Annotated in this window: 23 protein-coding genes; 13 read left to right on the top strand and 10 right to left on the bottom strand. The window is 59.1% G+C overall.

Annotated elements, in window-relative coordinates; translation table 11 throughout:
- The first annotated feature begins 113 nt into the window (after window positions 1–113).
- From AC1ROI_RS19320 to AC1ROI_RS19300, 5 genes are all read left to right on the top strand, one after another.
- Complete coding sequence (locus AC1ROI_RS19320) at window positions 114–2,036, top strand: alkaline phosphatase D family protein (protein WP_371857845.1); 1,923 nt, start codon at window positions 114–116, stop codon at window positions 2,034–2,036.
- Window positions 2,037–2,050: 14 nt separating this feature from the next.
- Window positions 2,051–2,560, top strand: coding sequence for a P-loop NTPase family protein (locus AC1ROI_RS19315; protein WP_102593557.1), 510 nt, complete (start codon window positions 2,051–2,053; stop codon window positions 2,558–2,560).
- A gap of 12 nt (window positions 2,561–2,572) precedes the next feature.
- On the top strand, window positions 2,573–3,028 hold the full coding sequence (locus AC1ROI_RS19310) for a bleomycin resistance protein (protein ID WP_102593556.1): 456 nt from the start codon (window positions 2,573–2,575) through the stop codon (window positions 3,026–3,028).
- A 152-nt stretch (window positions 3,029–3,180) separates the two neighbouring features.
- A complete protein-coding gene (locus tag AC1ROI_RS19305) occupies window positions 3,181–3,435 on the top strand; it encodes a type II toxin-antitoxin system prevent-host-death family antitoxin (protein ID WP_010458023.1) in 255 nt (84 codons plus the stop codon).
- Complete coding sequence (locus AC1ROI_RS19300; RefSeq protein ID WP_077749362.1) at window positions 3,432–3,686, top strand: Txe/YoeB family addiction module toxin; 255 nt, start codon at window positions 3,432–3,434, stop codon at window positions 3,684–3,686. The genes AC1ROI_RS19305 and AC1ROI_RS19300 overlap by 4 nt, the downstream gene beginning before the upstream one ends.
- A gap of 8 nt (window positions 3,687–3,694) precedes the next feature.
- Here AC1ROI_RS19300 and AC1ROI_RS19295 read toward each other — a convergent pair whose 3' ends face one another.
- Complete coding sequence (locus AC1ROI_RS19295) at window positions 3,695–4,870, bottom strand: aspartate aminotransferase family protein (protein ID WP_102593555.1); 1,176 nt, start codon at window positions 4,868–4,870, stop codon at window positions 3,695–3,697.
- 102 nt (window positions 4,871–4,972) lie between these two features.
- Here AC1ROI_RS19295 and AC1ROI_RS19290 point away from each other — a divergent pair, with 102 nt between their 5' ends.
- The 3 genes from AC1ROI_RS19290 to AC1ROI_RS19280 all read left to right on the top strand — a co-directional run bounded on the left by AC1ROI_RS19290 (window position 4,973) and on the right by AC1ROI_RS19280 (window position 7,364).
- Window positions 4,973–5,878 (top strand): LysR family transcriptional regulator, encoded by a 906-nt coding sequence (locus AC1ROI_RS19290; RefSeq protein WP_077749364.1) that lies wholly within the window; start codon window positions 4,973–4,975, stop codon window positions 5,876–5,878.
- 71 nt (window positions 5,879–5,949) lie between these two features.
- A complete protein-coding gene (locus AC1ROI_RS19285) occupies window positions 5,950–6,963 on the top strand; it encodes a sensor domain-containing diguanylate cyclase (protein ID WP_102593554.1) in 1,014 nt (337 codons plus the stop codon).
- Entirely contained in the window at window positions 6,960–7,364 is a 405-nt protein-coding gene (locus AC1ROI_RS19280; protein ID WP_010458034.1) for a GNAT family N-acetyltransferase, read from the top strand. The genes AC1ROI_RS19285 and AC1ROI_RS19280 overlap by 4 nt, the downstream gene beginning before the upstream one ends.
- A 12-nt stretch (window positions 7,365–7,376) precedes the next feature.
- Here the strand turns inward: AC1ROI_RS19280 and msrA are convergent, their stop codons facing one another.
- From msrA to msrB, 3 genes are read right to left on the bottom strand one after another with little or no spacing between them, the layout of a single operon-like run.
- A complete protein-coding gene (msrA, locus tag AC1ROI_RS19275) occupies window positions 7,377–8,084 on the bottom strand; it encodes a peptide-methionine (S)-S-oxide reductase MsrA (protein WP_083375787.1) in 708 nt (235 codons plus the stop codon).
- A gap of 31 nt (window positions 8,085–8,115) precedes the next feature.
- Complete coding sequence (locus tag AC1ROI_RS19270; protein WP_010458037.1) at window positions 8,116–9,879, bottom strand: cytochrome c biogenesis protein DipZ; 1,764 nt, start codon at window positions 9,877–9,879, stop codon at window positions 8,116–8,118.
- Window positions 9,880–9,922: 43 nt separating this feature from the next.
- Window positions 9,923–10,441 carry a peptide-methionine (R)-S-oxide reductase MsrB gene (gene msrB, locus AC1ROI_RS19265; protein ID WP_077749381.1) on the bottom strand — a complete coding sequence of 173 codons (519 nt, stop codon included), beginning with the start codon at window positions 10,439–10,441 and terminating at the stop codon, window positions 9,923–9,925.
- A gap of 152 nt (window positions 10,442–10,593) precedes the next feature.
- Here msrB and AC1ROI_RS19260 point away from each other — a divergent pair, with 152 nt between their 5' ends.
- The 4 genes from AC1ROI_RS19260 (at window position 10,594) to AC1ROI_RS19245 (ending at window position 14,449) form a co-directional block, all read left to right on the top strand.
- Window positions 10,594–11,310: a response regulator transcription factor gene (locus tag AC1ROI_RS19260; protein ID WP_102593553.1), complete on the top strand. Its 717-nt coding sequence runs from the start codon at window positions 10,594–10,596 to the stop codon at window positions 11,308–11,310.
- Window positions 11,307–12,824: a sensor histidine kinase gene (locus AC1ROI_RS19255; protein ID WP_042932584.1), complete on the top strand. Its 1,518-nt coding sequence runs from the start codon at window positions 11,307–11,309 to the stop codon at window positions 12,822–12,824. Before AC1ROI_RS19260 ends, AC1ROI_RS19255 begins: the two co-directional genes overlap by 4 nt.
- 60 nt (window positions 12,825–12,884) lie before the next feature.
- Window positions 12,885–13,628: a DUF72 domain-containing protein gene (locus AC1ROI_RS19250; protein ID WP_102593552.1), complete on the top strand. Its 744-nt coding sequence runs from the start codon at window positions 12,885–12,887 to the stop codon at window positions 13,626–13,628.
- 116 nt (window positions 13,629–13,744) lie between these two features.
- Window positions 13,745–14,449: a hypothetical protein gene (locus AC1ROI_RS19245; protein WP_010458047.1), complete on the top strand. Its 705-nt coding sequence runs from the start codon at window positions 13,745–13,747 to the stop codon at window positions 14,447–14,449.
- Between the two features lie 171 nt (window positions 14,450–14,620).
- Here AC1ROI_RS19245 and AC1ROI_RS19240 read toward each other — a convergent pair whose 3' ends face one another.
- A complete protein-coding gene (locus AC1ROI_RS19240; protein WP_042932582.1) occupies window positions 14,621–15,115 on the bottom strand; it encodes a RidA family protein in 495 nt (164 codons plus the stop codon).
- 122 nt (window positions 15,116–15,237) lie between these two features.
- On the opposite strand from AC1ROI_RS19240, the gene AC1ROI_RS19235 reads away from it, so the two are divergent.
- Window positions 15,238–16,641: an aminotransferase-like domain-containing protein gene (locus AC1ROI_RS19235; RefSeq protein ID WP_102593551.1), complete on the top strand. Its 1,404-nt coding sequence runs from the start codon at window positions 15,238–15,240 to the stop codon at window positions 16,639–16,641.
- 104 nt (window positions 16,642–16,745) lie between these two features.
- On the opposite strand, the gene AC1ROI_RS19230 is transcribed toward AC1ROI_RS19235, so the two are convergent.
- The 5 genes from AC1ROI_RS19230 to AC1ROI_RS19210 form a co-directional block, all read right to left on the bottom strand.
- On the bottom strand, window positions 16,746–17,198 hold the full coding sequence (locus AC1ROI_RS19230) for a hypothetical protein (RefSeq protein ID WP_077749374.1): 453 nt from the start codon (window positions 17,196–17,198) through the stop codon (window positions 16,746–16,748).
- Window positions 17,182–17,820 (bottom strand): DUF6036 family nucleotidyltransferase, encoded by a 639-nt coding sequence (locus tag AC1ROI_RS19225; protein ID WP_172791623.1) that lies wholly within the window; start codon window positions 17,818–17,820, stop codon window positions 17,182–17,184. Before AC1ROI_RS19225 ends, AC1ROI_RS19230 begins: the two co-directional genes overlap by 17 nt.
- A gap of 254 nt (window positions 17,821–18,074) precedes the next feature.
- Window positions 18,075–18,962, bottom strand: coding sequence for a heme o synthase (cyoE, locus tag AC1ROI_RS19220; RefSeq protein WP_010458052.1), 888 nt, complete (start codon window positions 18,960–18,962; stop codon window positions 18,075–18,077).
- A gap of 11 nt (window positions 18,963–18,973) precedes the next feature.
- The gene (cyoD, locus tag AC1ROI_RS19215; RefSeq protein WP_077749376.1) at window positions 18,974–19,309 is read right to left on the bottom strand and encodes a cytochrome o ubiquinol oxidase subunit IV; all 336 of its coding nucleotides are present in this window, start codon (window positions 19,307–19,309) and stop codon (window positions 18,974–18,976) included.
- Entirely contained in the window at window positions 19,310–19,936 is a 627-nt protein-coding gene (locus AC1ROI_RS19210; protein WP_010458056.1) for a cytochrome o ubiquinol oxidase subunit III, read from the bottom strand.
- Between the last annotated feature and the right edge of the window lie 2 nt (window positions 19,937–19,938).

The raw sequence follows: 19,938 nt of genomic DNA, 5'->3' as shown, positions 1-19,938 counted from the left end.
CACTGCCCGGCTCGGCTCTACAATTTCAGCAGCAAGCCAGTAGCCATCAGATAATCCCGGGCGCTGGCTGCGCTATCATCGCGCGCTCTGTGCACCAAGAGTCTTGAACCTGCATGCCCATGTCTTCGCCATTCCCCGACAGCCATCGCTCTCTGCCACCGGTCCTTGCCGGCCCGCTGTTGCGGCGTCTGGAGCCCACGCGCCTGGTGCTCTGGCTGGTAGGAACCCGGGCATTGTCGCTGACCTTGCGCCTGCAAGGTGTCGGCGACATTCGCCTCGATGCCGGGCAATGCACGGTCATTCCGGTGGGCAAGCATGCCTTCGTCCACCTGATCGATGTACCACTGGCGACCGCCCTGCCCTGCGACACCCTGATCGACTATGACCTGCTGATAGATGACGCGGCGACCGGTATTGCCGACTGGGCGCCTCATCTGCTGTACGGCGAAGCCCGTTGCCCGAATTTTGTTTTGCGTTCGCGCATTGATCAGTTGATGCACGGTTCCTGCCGTAAACCTCACCACCCGGCAGCCGACGGTTTGCTGTGCGTCGATCGTTTTCTGGCGACAGAACATGCCGCGACGGAGCGCCCGGCCCTGCTGATGATGAGCGGCGATCAGGTGTACGCCGACGATGTCGCCGGTCCGATGTTGCGGGCGATCCATGCGCTGATCACTCAACTGGGGCTGTTCGAAGAACGCCTCGAAGGTGCGGTGGTCAGCGACAGCGCCAAACTCTACGAACACCCTGCCAGTTATTACCATCGTGCGGATTTGTTGCCGGCGCTTGAGAGCAACAAAACCTTGCGCGAGCGATTTTTCGGCGGAGCGCGCAAGCCGATTTTCACCAGCAGCAGCGCCGACAATCACCTGGTGACATTCGCTGAAGTCATGGCCATGTACCTGCTGGTCTGGTCGCCGACTCCCTGGACGCTGATCGCGCCACAACCGCCAGCGCTGACGCCCGAAAGGCGCAAGCGTTATGCCCTTGAACAGACGCGTATCGATGACTTCAAGGTGGGCCTGGGGGATGTCGCGCGGGCCATGGCGCATCTGCCGTGCCTGATGATTTTCGACGACCATGACATTACCGACGACTGGAATCTGTCCGCGCAATGGGAGGAAACGGCCTACGGCCATCCGTTCTCCAAGCGCATCATCGGCAACGCGCTGCTCGCCTACATGCTGTGCCAGGGCTGGGGCAACAACCCGGATGCGTTCGGCGACGTGCTGGAAAAAGCCCGATTATTGAGTGCCACGGGACACGACGATTATCTCGACAGCGACGTCCAGGACGCTCTGATCGATGAGCTGCTCGGCTTTCAACACTGGCATTACGTGCTGCCGACCACTCCGGCGCTGGTTGTCATCGACACCCGCACCCGACGCTGGCGCAGCGAGATGAATCTCAAGCAACCCTCGGGTCTGCTGGACTGGGAAGCGCTCAGCGAACTGCAACAGGAACTGCTCGATCACCCGTCGGCGATTATCGTTTCGCCAGCGCCGATCTTCGGCGTCAAACTGATCGAAACCGTGCAACGCGTCTTCAGCTGGTGCGGTTATCCGCTACTGGTCGACGCTGAAAACTGGATGGCCCATCGGGGCGCGGCCCAGGTGATCCTGAACATTTTCCGACACTCGCGCACACCGGGTAACTACGTGGTGCTGTCGGGCGATGTGCATTACTCCTTCGTCTACGAAGTCCTGATCCGACACCGCCAGGCCGGTCCGAGGATCTGGCAGATCACCAGCAGCGGCATCAAAAACGAATTCCCGCCCACGCTGCTCGAATGGTTCGACCGCCTCAACCGCTGGCTCTACTCGCCGCGCTCGCCGCTCAATTGGCTGACCAAACGCCGTCGCATGCGCATCATCCCGCACATCCCTGAACATGCCGAAGCGGGTGAACGGCTGTGGAATTCGGCAGGGATCGGCCAAGTGTTCTTCAATGAAAAGGGACAGCCGCAGGAAATCTTTCAGCACAATTCAAACGGTTCACCAAAGACGCGAATGATTGCGCCCGACACAGACGACTGAACGTGTGAGCCACCATGAACCTCACCCGAACCCTGATCATCGGCAACTCTGGCGCTGGCAAAAGCTGGCAGGCTAAACGACTGGCCGAACACCTGCATGCGCCGTGGACTGATCTTGACCGCGTCCACTGGCTGTCGGATGAAAGCAGCATCGCCCGCTCTCGCTCCGAAGCATTGGGCATGGCGCGCGTGCTGGCCGATGAAGAGCGCTGGGTGATTGAGGGTGTTTACGGCTGGATCGTCAGCGAACTGATCAACCGTGCAACAGCGCTGGTCTGGCTGTGTGTTGACGACGAAAGCTGCGTCGCGAATATTCGTCAGCGAGAAAACCGGCAGGACAACGACGAATTGCTGATCGCGTTGCTGGAATGGGCCGGCAGTTATCGTGTTCGCAAAGACTCCAGCGGGTTTTCCGCACACCGGCAGCTGTTCGAAGGGTTCAGCGGTTCAAAAATCAGACTCAGGGATCGGAGTGAAATCGCGGCCTTCGTGAACACTCTTCCCGACTCATCTCACAGCGTTTGAAAAAGGATTGGTATGTTTGCACGGAGCAAGTTAGTCCCCGAACTGATGGTCACCGACATCAAGAAAAGCCTGCATTTCTGGACCTCGCTAATCGGTTTCAAGATTGCCTACGAGCGCCCTGAAGCGGGTTTCGCCTACCTCGATAACAACGGCGTGCAAATCATGCTGGAGCAATACGCTCCAGACGAAGGCCAGTGGATGACAGGAGCATTAGAAGCGCCGTTTGGCCGGGGCATCAACTTTCAGATCACTGTTGATTTTGTCGAGCCGATACTCAAGCGATTGGAGGATGTCGAATGGCCGCTGTTTCGTCCCTGCGCCGATGTCTGGTATCGCGCCGATACGGTGGAGGTCGGGCAACGTGAGTTTCTGGTTCAGGACCCGGATGGGTATCTGGTTCGGTTGGTGGAGAGTTTGGGGGAGCGGGTGTGTTTGTCCGTAGATCGGATCGCGGGCAAATCGGATTAGGATTACATCGGTCTCGGAAACGTCTTGAAGAAGCTTCGGCGATACTCAGTGCAAGCGTAGACACATCGTCTGCGTAACGACCACTCGGAGGTATCGCCTTGTCAACCTGTACTCATTTCTGTACGTTCTTTGCATCGAGCGAGGACTACAACATGCAAACTATCAACTACACCACCGCACGGGCCCATCTGGCCGAAACCATGGATAGGGTCAATGAAGACCGTGCGCCGTTGCTGGTTACTCGCCAGAAAGGCGAACCCGTAGTGATGATGTCTCTGGCGGAGTACAACGCTCTCGAAGAGACCGCCTATCTGCTGCGCTCCCCCGCCAATGCTGAGCGCCTGATCAAATCGATCAGCAACTTGCGTGCAGGGAAGACCCAATCCAGGCAACTCATCGAAGAATGAATATTGAGTTCACTCCCGAAGGTTGGGACGACTATTTATGGTTCCAACAAAATGACAAGGCCGGACTCAAACGAATCAACCTGCTCATCACAGCTATCCAGCGTGAACCATTCGACGGGCTCGGAAAGCCTGAGCCGCTCAAACACAATTTGAGCGGCTTTTGGTCACGTCGAATTACTGCTGAGCATCGTTTGGTCTACGAGGTCGATGAAGGTGAGATTCGCGTCGTGATGTGTCGATATCACTACTGAACACGATCTCAGGATGTTCTCATCGCCCGACAAACCCCTCTGACAATCATCTCCACTTCCCGCCCATCAATCGTCAGCGGTGGCAGCAGGCGGATGGTCTTGCCCCGTGTCACGTTGATCAGCAAGCCGTGGTCGCGTGCGGCGATCAGGGTCAGGTCGCGGATCGGTTGCTTGAGTTCGATGCCGATCATCAAGCCTTGGCCACGAATCGCCAGGACGTTCGGGTCGTCGGCCAGTTCGGCGCGCAGTCTGGCCAGCAGGCGTTCCCCCTGAAGCCTGGCGTTTTCCAGCAGACCTTGTTCTTCGATGATGTCCAACACCGTGCAGCCGACCCGACACGCCAGCGGATTACCGCCGAAGGTGCTGCCATGGCTGCCGGGGGTGAACAGCTCGGCGGCTTTGCCCCGGGCCAGGCAGGCGCCAATGGGGATACCGTTGCCGAGGCCCTTGGCCAGGGTCATGACGTCCGGGACGATGCCGTCGTGTTGGAAGGCGAACCACTGGCCGGTACGACCGATGCCGGTCTGGATTTCGTCGAGCATCATCAGCCAGCCGCGCCGGTTGCACAGTTCGCGCACGGCTTTCAGGTAGCCGGGGGGCGCCAGCTGGACGCCGCTTTCACCTTGAATCGGTTCCATCAGAATCGCCACGATGCGCGGGCCATGGGCTTGCCGCACTTTTTCCAGCGCGTTGAGGTCGCCGAAGGGCACTTTGACGAAGTCGCCGGGCAACTCGTTGAACCCCAGGCGCACGGCCGGGCCGTCGCTGGCGGATAAGGTGCCCAGCGTCCGGCCATGGAAGGCGTTTTCCATCACAACCACCAGCGGCTGCTCGACGCCTTTATGCCAGCCATAAAGCCGTGCGAGCTTCAGCGCGGTTTCATTGGCTTCGGCCCCGGAGTTGTTGAAGAACGCCCGCTCCATGCCCGACAACTGCGTCAGTTTCTGCGCCAACCGCTGCTGCCAGTCGATGCCGTAGAGGTTGGAGGTATGCAACAGCAGCCCGGCCTGCTCGCTGATCGCCGACACGATTTTGGGATGAGAGTGGCCGACATTGGTCACCGCCACACCCGCCACCGCATCCAGATACTCACGTCCCGCCTGGTCCCAAAGTCGAGTGCCCAGGCCTTTGCTGAAACTCAGGGCCAGGGGTTGGTAAGTGGTCATCAGGCAAGCGGCGGTCATGACATCAAGCTCCATCAATTGTCGGTGTTTTTGCAGTATGGTTAGCCACCTGAGCTGGATAAACGCTGCAACACTTCAATCATCTTAAAGCTGAGCTTGATAATGGATTTATTCCAGGCAATGACGGTTTACGTCAAAGTGGTCGAAGCCGGGAGCATGACGGCCGCCGCACAGCAGTGCGAAATGTCCACTACCATGGTCGGCAATCACCTCCGCGCGCTGGAGCAACGTCTGGGTGTGCGTTTGTTGAACCGGACGACGCGGCGCCAGCGTTTGACGGAGTTCGGCTCCGCCTATTACCAGCGCTGTCTGGAGGTGTTGGGATTGGTGGAGGATTCCGAGCGGCTGGCCGAACAAAGTCAGGACACCCCGAGCGGGACATTGCGCATCACCGCCCCGCTGACCTTCGGCACTGAAAAGCTTGCTCCGGCACTCAGCGAGTTCACCCTGCGTTACCCGCAAGTCAAACTGGACGTGGTGCTCACCAACGGGCGGCCCGACCTTCTCGAAAACGGCCTCGACGTGGCGTTTCGCCTGGGCGCAATCGAACCGTCCAACCTGATCGCCCGCCCGCTCATCGACTACACGCTGACCATGTGCGCCTCGAAGTCTTATCTGGCACGCCGGGGCACACCGGAAAAACCCGAAGACTTGCAACAGCACGACTGCTTGTCCTTTGCCTACCCGGTCGGCGATGACTGGCAATCTGTGGAAAAGCAATGGCGGCTGAGCGGGCCGGAAGGCGAAGTCATGGTGGCCGTCAGAGGACCGATGCTGATCAACAGCTCGGCCGGGCTGCACCAGGCTGCTCGAACCGGGATGGGCATCGTGATGTTGCCCGATGCGCTGGTCGAGCAGGATCTGCTGAGCGGAAACCTGGTAGCGCTGATGCAAGACTATCGACTGCCCAGCCGGCCGATGCACCTGGTGTACGCCCAGGATCGCTACCGCTTGCCGAAATTGCGTCGCTTCGTCGACTTCGCCATGCAGATGTGGGCCAAGCACTAGCCGGGGCAATACACCATGCACTAATCTCCCGACTGACGGGTCACTTTGATATCAGTGCAAGGAGAGCGGTGATGGGTGAGGCATCAAATATCGAGCCGTTGAAATTCAATGTGTCGGATTTGAACGAGGACATGCTGCACACCATTCTGGAACTGGTCAGTGACGGCATTTGGGACTGGAATGCCAACACCGGGTTCGTCTACCGCAATCCCGGGTGGTACGTGATGCTCGGCTATGCTCCGCACTCCCTGGACAACACCGTGTTTACCTGGGAAAACGTGATGCACCCCGACGATTACCCGCGGGTGATGGCGTTGTTTGATGCGTACCTGAATCAACACACGGCGGGCTATCAAGCCGAGTATCGCTGCCGCAAGCAGGACGGCAGTTATACCTGGATCGAAGATCGCGGCTACGTGCTGGCACGCAATGCCGACGGATCGGTCGCGCGGATGGTCGGTGCGCACCGCAGCATCGAAGACAAGAAACGCCTCTTCGAGGAGATGGAACGGCGCAATCAATCCCTTGAAGCCATCGTCGAAGAACGCACCCGGGAGTTGTCGCGGGTCAATCAGCAGCTGCAAATTCAACTGGAAGAAAATCGCAAACTGGCGGAAACCGATGCGCTGACATCGATCGCCAATCGCTATCGCCTGGAAAAAACCTTGCCTCAGGAATGCGAGCGTGCCCAGCGCTTTCGCCAGCCGCTGTCATTGATCGCCATGGACATTGATGACTTCAAGAACATCAACGATCACTACGGCCATGCCCTGGGAGACGCGGCATTGGTGCAGGTCGTCAAGACCGTGAACCGCTGCGTGCGCTACGGCGATCTACTGGCACGCTGGGGCGGTGACGAGTTCATCCTCATTCTGCCCAATACCTCGCTGGCCGACGCCCGATCCTTCGCCGAAAAAATCCGCCATGGCCTCTCAAGCATGCCGCCTGTGGGCGAGTTCCAGGTGACCATGAGTTTCGGGGTGGTCCAGCGCTTCGAGGAAGAGCAAAAGACCGGCCTTCTGGCCAGGGCCGATCAGGCGCTGTATCGGTCGAAAGTGGCAGGCAAGAATGTGATTTCCGGGTGAGCGCCGTCCTGCATGTCCGCGATGTACTGCCCTCGGAAGCGGAATCCGTGCGGCTGTTTCTTGAGCAGAACGGATGGGCCCACCGCCTGGGATCAACTGAACATTTTGCGCAGTTGATCGCCAGCTCCCAACGTACCGCGCTTGCCGTGAAAGATGCCCAGATCATCGGGTTTGCCCGTGGCATCACCGACAGCCTATCCAATGGTTATCTGTCTATGGTTGTCGTGTCCGGGCAGCATCGACGTGAAGGCGTTGGCCGGGCGCTGGTCGAGCATGTCATGGGCGAGAACACCGACATCACCTGGGTTCTGCGCGCAGGCCGTGAAGGCGCTTCGGAATTTTTCTCGCGCCTGGGTTTTGAACCGTCGAGCATCGCGATGGAGCGCCCGCGCAGTCGATAGCCAAAACGCCCTTCACATCCCCGCCTTCACCAGCACCGGTTTCTCCTGATACCGATCCGGGTACAGCTGCTTCAGCTGCGCGACTTTCGGCAGGTCGTTGATCACGATGTATGGATACGTCGGGTGCTCGGTCAGAAAGTCCTGATGTTCCTCTTCCGCCGGGTAGAAACCGTTGTAGGTTTCCAGCTTGGTGACAATGGGTTTGGTGAACGAATGGGCGGCGTCGAGCTGGGCAATGTAGGCCTGGGCGACGCGCTGCTGTTCCGTGTTCGCCGGGAAAATTGCCGACCGATACTGCGTGCCGCTGTCGGGGCCCTGGCGGTTCAACTCGGTGGGGTTGTGCGCCACTGAGAAATAGATTTGCAGCAAGGTGCCGTAGCTGACCTGCGACGGATCGAAAGTGACTTCGACCGATTCCGCATGACCGGTATCGCCGTCGCTGACACGCTCATACCGGGCGGTGTTGGCTTCACCGCCAGCGTAACCGGAGACGGCTTTTTTCACGCCTTTGACGTGCTGGAACACCCCTTGGACGCCCCAGAAGCAACCGCCGGCGAAGACTGCGGTTTCGCTGTGGGCCTGGGTGGTTTCATCCAGGGCAGGCGGCGGGATAATGACGGCCTCTTCAGCAGCGCCGAAAGAAAACGCCGAGCATTGGCCAATGACGCCTGCAGCCGCCAAACCCAACAAGGTACGGCGCCAGGTAACCGGGATTTTCATGAGTCTGACTCCTGAACAAATGATAGGGCGATCAACCGAACGTAAACGCATACGCCGACACACCCGGATCGAGAAACTCGATGCTGAAAGTGCGGTCCGTCACGCCGCCGTTCTGGCGCACCAATTGATACAACCGTTGCTCGGTAACGCTGCCGCTGCCATCGGGGGCGACGTCGGTACCGTGGGCATCGCCGGGGGCTTTTCCGTCGATCAGCACTTTGAAGCGCACCGGTTTGCCGTCTGCGCCGGGGCCCAGTACCAGGTGCAAATCGCGCGCGTGGAAGCGGTAGACGATTCGGCTGGCCGGCGCGCTTGAAATCGCGCGCTCCGAACCGACGTTCCATTGACCGTCCAGGCCCCAATCGTTGAGTGCCAATTGCGCCGGCGTGCTGTACGCCGACACCTTGTCCGGCACCAGACCGGTTTGCGGTACGAAGTGCTCCGCACGCTGGTAGCCGACATAGGTTTCCGGCGACTGGACTTCATTCATGTCCGGGGCCAGTTGGACCCCGGTGGCATCGGCTGTGATCAGCCCATCGGCGACTTTTGAGGCGCCCGCTTCACGCAGCAACTGCTGGATGACGCGTTCCGATTCGGCGTACTCGCCTTCACCGAAGTGGTGATAACGAATGCGCCCCTGCGCGTCGGCAAAATAGTGAGCCGGCCAGTATTCGTTGTTGAAGGCACGCCAGATCTTGTAGTCATTGTCGATCGCCACCGGGTAGTTGATGCCCAGGTCTTTCATGGCTTTGGTGACATTGCCCACATCCCGCTCGAACGCGAATTCGGGCGCATGAACACCGATCACCACCAGCCCCTGATCGCGGTACTTCTCGGCCCAGGCTTTGACATACGGCAAGGTGCGCAGGCAGTTGATGCAGGAGTAAGTCCAGAAATCCACCAGCACGACCTTGCCCTTCAATGCCTGTGCGGTCAGTGGAGGCGAATTGAGCCATTGCACGGCGCCATCCAGCGGCGGGAGGTTGCCCTCAATCGGCAATGCGCCTGGCGCTTTTGCTGACATTTTCATCGCCCCGCCAGCGGCCATCATCGCCCCGCTGTTGTTCGGTGATTTGCCGGCCAAACGGCCCACCAACGCCTGCTCGAGGCCGCCGGTGGAAGCCGTCGAAACCCGCGCCAGGATGCCAGTGTCCAGCCCGAGGGCAATCGCCGCCACACCGGCCAACATCGCCGCGCCCAAACCTCGACGGACCCATTCACCCGCGCCGATCGAGCGCTTCATCGCCGCGAAGACTTTACCGCCCAGCAACAACGCCACGGCGAGGGAAGTGGCGGCACCCGCGGCGTAAGCCAGCAACAGCAACGTGGTGGCGATGCTTGCCCCTTGCAGCGCCGCCCCGGTCAGCAACAGGCCGAGAATCGGCCCGGCACACGGTGCCCAGAGCAGGCCCGTGGCGACGCCGATCAGGAACGAAGCGCCGGGACGCGGACGAGCATCGGCGCCCGCGGCTTCCGACAGTCGGCTGCCGGCCGCCACCAGTGGGCGCGTCAGGCGCTCGGCCAATCGAGGCAGCAGCAGCGTCAGCCCGAACAGTGCCACGAACAGCAACGCGAGCCAGCGACCGTACTGATTGACTTGCACCACCCAGCCGCCGCCCACCGCCGCCAATGAGGCGACGAGCGCGAAGGTCACCGCCATCCCCGCCAACAGTGGCAAGCCACTTTTCATAAACGGCTGCCCGGTGCGAGCGAAGACAAAGGGCAATACCGGCAGAATGCACGGGCTGACAATCGTCAGCACACCACCGAGATACGCGAGAACCAGAAGCCACATAGCATCGACCTGCAATAAATGAGTGAAAGGAAGTGCCCATGGGTCACGCCGCCCCGGGCTCGAAGGTCATCGCCAGACCGTTCATGCAGTAACGCAGGCCGGTCGGCTTGGGCCCATCGTCGAAGACGTGGCCCAGATGCCCCCCGCAACGCCGGCAGTGGACTGCTTCGCGCAGCACGCCGAAGGAACGGTCCTGACGGGTCGCCACCGCCTTGTCCAGTGGCGCCCAGAAGCTGGGCCAACCGGTGCGGCTATCAAACTTCGTGTCGGATGAGAACAGCGGCAAATCACACCCGGCACAGGCGAAAATTCCCTCGCGATGCTCGTTGTTCAACGGGCTGCTGTAGGCCCGTTCGGTGCCTTCTTCGCGCAGGATTTCGTACTGCTCGGCACTGAGCATCGCGCGCCATTCGCTGTCACTGTGAGTCACCTCGAACACCTCCGACGCACTGGCCTCGCTGACCAGCGCCGAATGGGCGGCAAATTTTGGCAACACACCGATCACCAGGGCTGCAGCGCCCAGCCCGCCGCTCGCTACAAGAAATTGTCGCCGTGAAAACATGGCCATCTCCAAAATTCCAGGTGCCTGATAGGGAACACAGCCTAGGCTTGGGTTGATCGCCAAATCCTCACGGACAGTTAAACAATTCGTGATAACTCGCCCCGGGGAAAACCCGCACAATGTGCCCATTGCGCTACAAAGGATTGAGCTTTATGGAACAGACCAAACGTGTCCTGGTGGTCGAGGACGACCTGCACATCGCCGACCTTATCTGCCTGCATCTGCGCGATGAGCAGTTCGAGGTGGTGCACTGCGCCGACGGTGATGAGGGTATGCGACTGCTGCAGCAAGGAAGCTGGGACGCACTGATCCTCGACCTGATGTTGCCCGGCGTCGACGGCCTGGAAATCTGCCGTCGGGCGCGGGCCATGGCCCGCTACACACCGATCATCATCACCAGCGCCCGCTCCAGTGAAATGCACCGGATCCTGGGGCTGGAACTCGGGGCCGACGATTACCTGGCCAAGCCTTTTTCAATGCTTGAGCTGGTCGCCCGGGTCAAAGCCCTGCTGCGACGTGTCGACGCCATGGCCCGCAACCTGAAAATGGACGCCGGCAGCCTGATCACCAACGGCCTGTCCATCGACCCGATCACCCGCGACGTGTCCCTCGACGGTCGTCGCCTGGACCTGACACCGCGAGAGTTCGACCTGCTGTATTTCTTCGTCCGCCAGCCTGGCAAGGTGTTCTCGAGGATGGACCTGCTCAACGCGGTCTGGGGCTACAGCCACGAAGGCTACGAACACACGGTCAACACCCACATCAATCGTCTGCGGGCCAAGATCGAAGCCGATCCGGCACAACCTGCGCACATCCTCACGGTATGGGGTCGTGGCTATAAATTCGCGGCCAAGGAGGAGCAGCCATGAGGCTGACCCTGACACAGCGCCTGTCCCTGGTGTTCGCCATTCTGTTGCTGGTGTGCTGTGGCACCTCGGCCTGGATGCAAGTGCGCTCCAACAAAATGCACGAACTGGAGGTGGTTCAAGGGCTGTCGCGTGATCTCGCCCAGCACATCGCCCGCGACACTGTGCTGATGGACACCAATGGCCTGATGCCCAATGCCGTGCGCGAATTGTTCAGCAAACTCATGCTGGTCAATCCGAGTGTCGAGGTCTATCTGCTTGATAACGAGGGGCTCATTGTCGGCAGCGCCGCCCCCGAAGGCCGGATGCGTCGGGATCGGGTCGATCTGGCACCAATCCAGCGCTTGCTCAAGGGCGAGGCGCTGCCGATTCTCGGCGACGACCCGCGCAGCGTCGACGGACGAAAGGTGTTCAGCGCAGCGCCGTTGCAGGTCAACGGCAAGCCGGAAGGTTACCTCTATGTGGTGTTGCTCAGTGAAGAACACGACCGCTTCGCCGAACGCGGTGCCACCAGCGCCGCGCTCAATACGGCGCTGCTGTCTATCGGTCTGGTGGCGTCGTTGTGCCTGATCGCCGGCCTTGCCGCATTTGCCCTGATCACCCGACCGTTGCGTCGATTGACCGATCGAGTCAGCCAGTTCGACATCGACGGAGTCCCCTCCACACCGCCCGCATCGGACCCGGTAGAAAAAGCATCGAGCCACGATGAAATAGCCGTACTCGACGCCGCTTTCCGCCAGATGCAAACCCGTCTCGGCGAACAATGGCGCTCGCTGACTCGCCAGGATCAGGAACGCCGCGAATTGGTAGCGAACATCTCCCATGACCTGCGCACACCGCTGGCCTCGCTGCACGGTTATCTGGAAACCCTGTCGCTCAAAGACGCCACGCTGTCCCCCGCCGACCGCCGTCGCTATCTGGGCATCGCCCTGGATCAAAGCCGCAAGGTTGGCGGCCTGGCGCAATCGCTGCTGGAACTGGTGCGGCTGGAACACGGTTTCGTGCAACCGGTGCTGGAGCGTTTCTCCCTGACCGATCTTGTGCAGGACATCTTCCAGAAGTTCGAACTCACCGCCGAAGCGCGCCAGATTGAACTCAAGGCCAACTTCGCGCCCAACGTCTCGGCCGTCTGCGCCGACCTGGGGCTGATCGAACGTGTGCTGACCAACCTGTTCGACAATGCCCTGCGCGATACCCCGCAAGGTGGAGAAATCGAACTGAGCCTGCGACCTCAAGGGCCCTTCATCGAAGTCACCGTCAGCGACACCGGCCCCGGCATCGCCCCCGAATTGCGCGAAGGTTTGTTTCTGCGTCCGTTCAACATTGGCGGTGCCCGGCGCGATGGCGGGCTGGGGCTGCGCATCGTGCATCGGATCCTGCAACTGCACGGTCGCGAGATTCAGTTGATCGACGTTCCGGGACGGGGGGCGACTTTCCGTTTCTCCTTGCCGGTGGATGAGCAAACGGCCGAAAAATGGGCCGTTCGCTCGATGAACCTGAATTCGATGGGGAAATAGCCCGGTTTCAGCGGTCACAGCTTTGAACCCGATACCCGATGCTGAGGCGAGAAAACGTTGATGACGGCCACGACGCCCTTGTATATCGGCTGCGCCGGATGGAGCCTGCCCCGTGAGCAATGGAGTGCTTTTCCCGACGAAGGCACTCACCTGCAACGGTACGCGGCACAGCTGATGTGCGCGGAAATCAACAGCTCGTTTTATCGACCACACCGCCCGGCAACCTATGCGCGATGGGCTGAAAGCGTGCCGGAGAATTTCAGGTTTTCAGTCAAAGTCCCCAAGCAGATCACCCACGAGGCTCGCTTGGTGAATGGTGAACAGTTGATCGATGACTTTATTGAGCAATGCATCCACCTGGGCCAGAAGCTTGGCTGCCTGCTGATCCAGCTTCCGCCCTCCTTGCCCTTCGACGTCAACACGGCCGAAACCTTTTTCGCCACCTTTCGTTCGCGCTACACAGGCTTCGCCGTGTTTGAACCCAGGCACGTCAGCTGGCAAACAGGCGAGGCGCAGGCGCTGCTGATGGAGCATCGAATAGGCCAAGTGGCAGCCGATCCTTCGCCACTGCCCAATGGCGATGTACCCGGTGCCTGGCCGGGCATCCGCTACTACCGATTGCACGGGTCGCCGCGAATCTACTGTTCAAACTACGAGAAACCATGGCTTGAAGACCTGGCTCGAACGCTACCCCCCCAAGCTGACGGCGTTCCCACCTGGTGCATCTTCGACAACACCGCCAGTGGTGCGGCGACCGCCAATGCGCTGGAGCTTCAGCGAATGACATCCCAGCGCCAAAAATGATGACCAACCGCCTGTTCATCCGTGACAACTCGGGTCAGGTCCAATAGATTAGGCGGCCTGAAAAGGCCCTGTGCTTTCTCGCCTAAACCCAAGTTAAAAGAAGTAGTGAAATTTCAATGTCCGATTCCAATACCGCTGAATCCGTAGTCACCTTGTCGTCCAAAGCGGAATACGAAAACTCCATCAATCTTTCACAGCATGTGCCACAGGCCAAGACCATCAGCGAGATGGTCCTGGACGCTTTTCAATCCACCCGGGAAAGCGACCAGATCCGCGAGCTGCGCGCCGCGATTCGCCAGGCGCACGACAGCTTCGACGACGATAAAGCCTATGAACTGATGGGCGAACTCAAACAACTGAAAGACGCTGAAGCGTCCGACATTGCCGCGCTGGAAGACCTGAGCAGCAAATTCCCGATCAGCCGTATTCTTTCCAGCTTCAAGGAAGACCCGGCGTTTCAGGAAATCGTCTATGGCCTGGCGTTGAAGGTGCTGAACCAGACTCACCAGGCCATCAGCAACCCAAGCACGGGCAAGAGCAAAGTGGCTCGCGCCAAGAAAGACCTCGAAGTGTTCACCATCAGCAAGGATGGCGTGAGCGTTACGCTGCCGCTGCGCACGCCACGTGCGAGCCTGAACGTTGATCGCAAAGCGCTGGAGTTCCTCGGTTTCACTTTCGTCGGCGAAGGTGAAGACGCGGCCATTGAAAACGAAACGTTCCTGGACAATACCGGGGCCGAACAAGCGGTCAACCGCAAGAACATCATCACTGCTATTCAACAACAAACCGCGTTCGACGGTTACAGCATCGCTGCGCAGTAACCGTTCGACCTGAAAGCTTTCAGTCAGTAAGGAACCTGTGGCGAGGGAGCTTGCTCCCGCCGGGCTGCGTAGCGGCCCCAAAAAATGTGGCAACAATGCCGACTCTTGTGAGTGCTACCCACTCAAGCGGGAGCAAGCTCCCTCGCCACAAAGCAGGTATGCCCAAAAGAATTATCGCGCTGACGGATGCAGGGCCGCGATCATGTCCACTTCAATCGGCGCATTTTTCGGTAGCTGGTAAACACCGACGGTCGTTCGGGTGTGTTTACCGGCCTCACCCAATACATGCGTGAAGACGTCAGACGCTCCATTGGCAACCTCACTGAGGTCCACAAAATCGAACGTGGATTTCACGTAGACCGTGATGCGCAGCAATGCCTTGAGGTTATCCAGTGAGCCGATGGCCTCACGGATCAGGGCAAGCCCGCGTATCGCGCTGATACCGGCAGCCTCTTGGGCATCGGCCAGGTTGAGTTCCAGTCCCACTCGGCCGGGGTACTGGATTTTGCCGTTCATTCGCGGCACCAGCCCACTGACGTACAGTTCATCATCGTGCCGGACCACCGGGGCGTAATGCCCGCCGGCAGAATTCTCGTCGTAGATATCAAAGCCAAGTTCTTTCGCCATCGCGAGGAAGCGTTCGTCGCGACTCATTTGATTACTCATTAACCGACCCCCTCTTAATCAATCATGCATACGCGCAGATGATGGTAGAGAGAGATGCGTGTCTTGATCAGGGCAACTTCGTATAAGATCCAACAAACTTTACTGCCAGGGAGACCAGTAAAATGCAGCGCGCCGTCATCGCCGCCATCGAGTTCCAGCCGGGAGTGCCGCTGGTGCAGCAGATCGTCGATCAGCTGTCTTTGGCCATCCACCAGGGTGGCCTGCCGAACGGGGCCAAGTTGCCACCGATTCGCGAGCTGTCCGAGTTGATGAACGTCGGCAAGTCCACGGTGGTCGATGCTCTCGACCGGTTGCGGGCCAAGGGGTTGGTGGTTTCACGCCAGGGTTCGGGGCATTACATTCACCGCCCAAGCATTCAATCCCAGCATGCAACTGGCCCGGACCTGCATCCCCAAGACACACTCAGCCGGGTCCGCCGCGCCTTGCTGCTGAACAACGGCGCGCTGCGCCCCGGCTGCGGATTTCTGCCCGCCTCGTGGCTGCCCGCCGACGAATTGCTCAAAGCCGTGCGCAGCACCCTTCGTGCGACCGCGCTGCGCATGGGCGAGTACGGTGAGGTCGGTGGTTACCTCCCGTTGCGCGAGGCGTTGCGCGTGAAGCTGTCGACCGTCGGCATCGAGGTGCCGGTGGAGCAGATCATCACCACCGCCAATACCGTGCAGGCCATCGACCTGCTGATGCGCCTGTTGATAAAACCCGGCGACACCGTGCTGCTCGACGATCCGTGCTACTTCAACATGCACACCAACCTGGCGCTGCACGGCGCCAAGGTCATCACCATCGCCCGCGATTGCGACGGGCTGGACCTGGAAGCGTTCGAGCAATTACTGATCGCCCATCGCCCAGTGCTGTATATGACCAACAGCACGCTGCACAACCCGACCGGACACTCGTTCTCCGCCGCCCAGGTTTATCGCTTGCTGGAGCTGAGTCACCGTTACGGCGTCCACATCCTCGAAGATGACTTGTATGGCGACATCCAGCAAAGACGCACCCCGCGCCTGGCCGCGAGCGGTCTGGACAATGTCAGTTACGTGTCCGGTTTCTCCAAGACCCTGACCGCCAACAGCCGGGTCAGCTACACCGCGCTATCGCCGCAACTGGCCGCACGCATAATCACCTTGAAAATGGCCTGCGGCGGCGTGACCTCGGAACTGGCGGAGCAGATCACCTGCACCATGCTCAGTAACGGCAGCTACGCCAAACACACCCGGCGCACGGTGGATCGCCTGTATGAATCGAGCAGTCGCGTGACGAGATGGCTGGTAGAGGCGGGATGTTCGGTGTCATCGATAGCGGGTGAAGGGCTGTTCATCTGGACTCGGTTGCCCGAAGGACTGCACGCCGAAACCCTGGCCGGCAAAGGCCTCGAACACGACCTGGTGCTGGCGCCCGGCACCCTGTTGAGCAAAGCCGCCGATGCCAGCAGCTTCCTGCGTTTCAATGTTGCGCATAGCGATAGCCTGCAGGTGCGCGAGCAGTTTTTCCGGCTGCTCGATCGCTGAGTTTTTCTGATGCCATTTTGCTGTTCCAATAAAAGCCCCGCTCTTCTCTCGAAGGCGGGGCTTTCAACCGGAGCTGCATCGGGTTCTTGTTTTGCAACTCAGGCTCAAGAAAATGTTGCGCGTTGCTCCGCCTCGTAATGTCGAGTCTGAAAAGGCATGAGGGTTTGAGCCTTTAGGCCAAGGCCTTCACTCAACCCCCAGGAGGCTGCCAGTTCATCACGGCGACGGCGAAGCGGCGCGGCTGGTTCTGGCTTCACGCCTTGCTTGAAAGTCGAGTAGGCAAAAAGCTCAAGGGCATTAAAGGTTTCCAGCACTCGGCTATCAGACACGCATGAAAAACGTGTAAAGCGTTCGAGCAGGTAGCCTGCGCGACGAACCTCGACCTCATCAGAATGCCGACTCAAAAAAGCCGTGACTTCACTTGAGAGGTTCGAGCTTGAGTACCAAACAGCTTTGGCAGCGCTCACAAGCGCAACGTCATCTGCTTGATTCAAAGGACTTTTGACCAGAGTGTCCAAAGCGGATGAGAGGACGTGGCCGCTAAGGGGCTTCGTCATCTGTATTCTCCAGATAGTTTTGCAGAATATTTTCGAGAACAGAGGTTGGTGATTCTTTATTGCCAACATATACATCAATAGCCTGCAACGCCAGTCGGCGGAGCTCAGTGGTGAGTATGAAACCACTTCTGAGCAGCGCCATGATATCGCCAATGTCCTGATCCGTAGCTCTGCCCAATTTAGAAATGGCAATGTCGATAGGCGATGCAATGTGAACATGCAGAGGAGACTCATTCGGAAACTCGGCAAGTGGAAGGCTTCGCTCCCAGTAATCCTCGTGAACAGGCCCAAAGCTTGTGTTGTATTGAAGGTCGTAGTTCAGTTCCATCAATCGACCGGATCGTTCATCGACAAACTCTTCCGGAACCTCTGCGAGCATGGTTTGAAGGTGGAGACCTTTTGGGACATTAGCCTCGTAAATTTCGGCATCGACATCCGTGGAAACACGGTGATTTGTATAGAGGTGAACCGCACACCCACCGAACACAATAATTTTGACCGCCCCAGTGTCTGCAGACTCAAGCACCAACTCAGCTTCGACAGATTTGAACATTGAAATCAAAGCCTGCCCTAACGCCGTGCTCGTATTAACACGGGGATTGATTACGTCCGGCAAATCCATATTCGAACCTCTAGCGACAAAACGCCAGGCAGCTGCTGCAGCTGATTTGGCAAAGCCCGAGGTTAGAAAGACGACTTCCGACCGACAACCTGAAAGGTTTGTAGGAAGATTCTTCCACATGGGTAAGCAGGAGCACTGGGCCTCGCATTAGTTGCGCGCCTACGAGACTTGGTGTGCCAAACGACTGAATCGCACCCAATAAAAAGCCCCGCTCTTCTCTCGAAGACGGGGCTTTTCTTTACAGCAGCCGGCGCTTAAGGCGCGTAAGTCAGCAACAACTCACTCGGCACTTTGAAGTCCAGCGACATCATCACGCTCAACGCGGTGATGGTGAAGATCGAGAACACGAACAGCTTGCGTGCCCAGACCGTGTCATCGACTGCCTTGTAGCCGGTCCAGGCCATGTACAACCAGTACATGCCCATGGCCGCGGCGACGGCGAGGTAGCTCATGCCGGCGTAGCCGCTGAAGGTCAGCATCAAGGTCGCCACGAGGAACGCCAGGATGTAGAGCAGGATGTGCCGCTTGGCCACTTGAATCCCGCGCTTCACGGGCAACACCGGAATCGATGCGGCCCGGTAATCGTTGAAGCGGAAGATCGCGATGGCGTAGGAATGCGGCATCTGCCACAGGCTGAACATCACCAGCAACGTCAGTGCGGCCATGTCGAAGTTGTTGGTCACGGCCACGTAGCCAATCACCGGCGGCATCGCACCCGACAGACTGCCCACCAGCGTGCCGTGAACCGACTTGCGCTTGAGGTACAGGCTGTAGAAGCCGACGTAGATGACGAAACCGATCACCGCGAACAGCGCGGCCAACGGGTTCGCCACCTTGTACAACAATGCAACGCCGGCCACACCGAGGACGGTCGCGAAGATCAGCGCCAGTTTCAGGGAGATCAGGCCCTGGACCAGTACGCGGTTCTTGGTGCGCTCCATCTTCAGGTCGATGTCGCGGTCGATGCAGTTGTTGAACACGCAACCGGAAGCCACCACCAGGGAGGTGCCGATCATTGCCGCCAGGAAGATGGCCAGATCGACATGCCCTTGAGAGGCCAGGAAAAATCCGCCTGCCACTGAAAGCACGTTACCGAAAATGATCCCCGGTTTGGTGATTTGGATAAAGTGCTTAAAGGACATCCGGACTTACCTCACTTCGCCATCATGAACGTGTGGATGCTGAACATGATCCACAGCGACAGGCCCACCAGCAGGACAATCACGATCGCGGCGAAAACAAATGCAATCACGTTGTTACGCTGCGCGGCCGAACGGTCCAGGTGCAGGAAGTACACCAGGTGCACCAGCACCTGGATCACGGCGAATGCCAGGACGATCATCAGGGTGATCGACTTCGGCAGCGTCGGGTACATCACCAGCGCAAACGGGATGACGGTCAGGATCACCGACAGGATGAAGCCGATCGCGTAGGACTTGACGCTGCCGTGGCCGGCGTCGTGGCTGTCATGGGCGTGTGTGTTAGCCATTTACATAGTCCCCATCAGGTAAACAACGGTGAATACGCAGATCCACACGACGTCCAGGAAGTGCCAGAACAGGCTCAGGCAGCTCAGGCGGGTCTTGTTGGTCGACGTCAGGCCATGCTTGTTGACCTGATACATCATGATCGCCATCCAGATCAGACCGCTGGTCACGTGCAGACCGTGGGTACCGACCAGGGTGAAGAACCCGGACAGGAAGCCGCTGCGGCTAGGGCCGTAGCCTTCGGCGATCAACACGTGGAACTCGTTGATCTCCATGCCGATGAAGCCGGCACCGAACAGGAAGGTCATGGCCAACCAGCCCAGGACCTGCTTCTTGTTACCCCGGTAGAACGCCAGCATGGCGAAACCGTAGGTGATCGAACTGAACAACAGCAGAGCGGTTTCGCCCAGCACGTACGGCAGTTCGAAGATGTCGTGGCCCGACGGGCCACCGGCGACGTTGTTAACCAGTACCGCGTACACCGCGAAGATCGACGCAAACAGAATGCAGTCGGTCATCAGGTAGAGCCAGAAACCGTATACGGTCATCTCGCCCGAGTCGTGGTGATGGTCATCGTGCCCATGTCCATCGACATGGGTGTGTCCAGCATTGGTCACTAAGTTCGACATGG

The sequence above is a fragment of the Pseudomonas sp. GW823-FHT02C02 genome, from assembly GCF_058797635.1.
The sequence above is the reverse complement of the archived record's forward strand: the minus strand, read 5'-3'. Positions and strand labels throughout refer to the sequence as shown.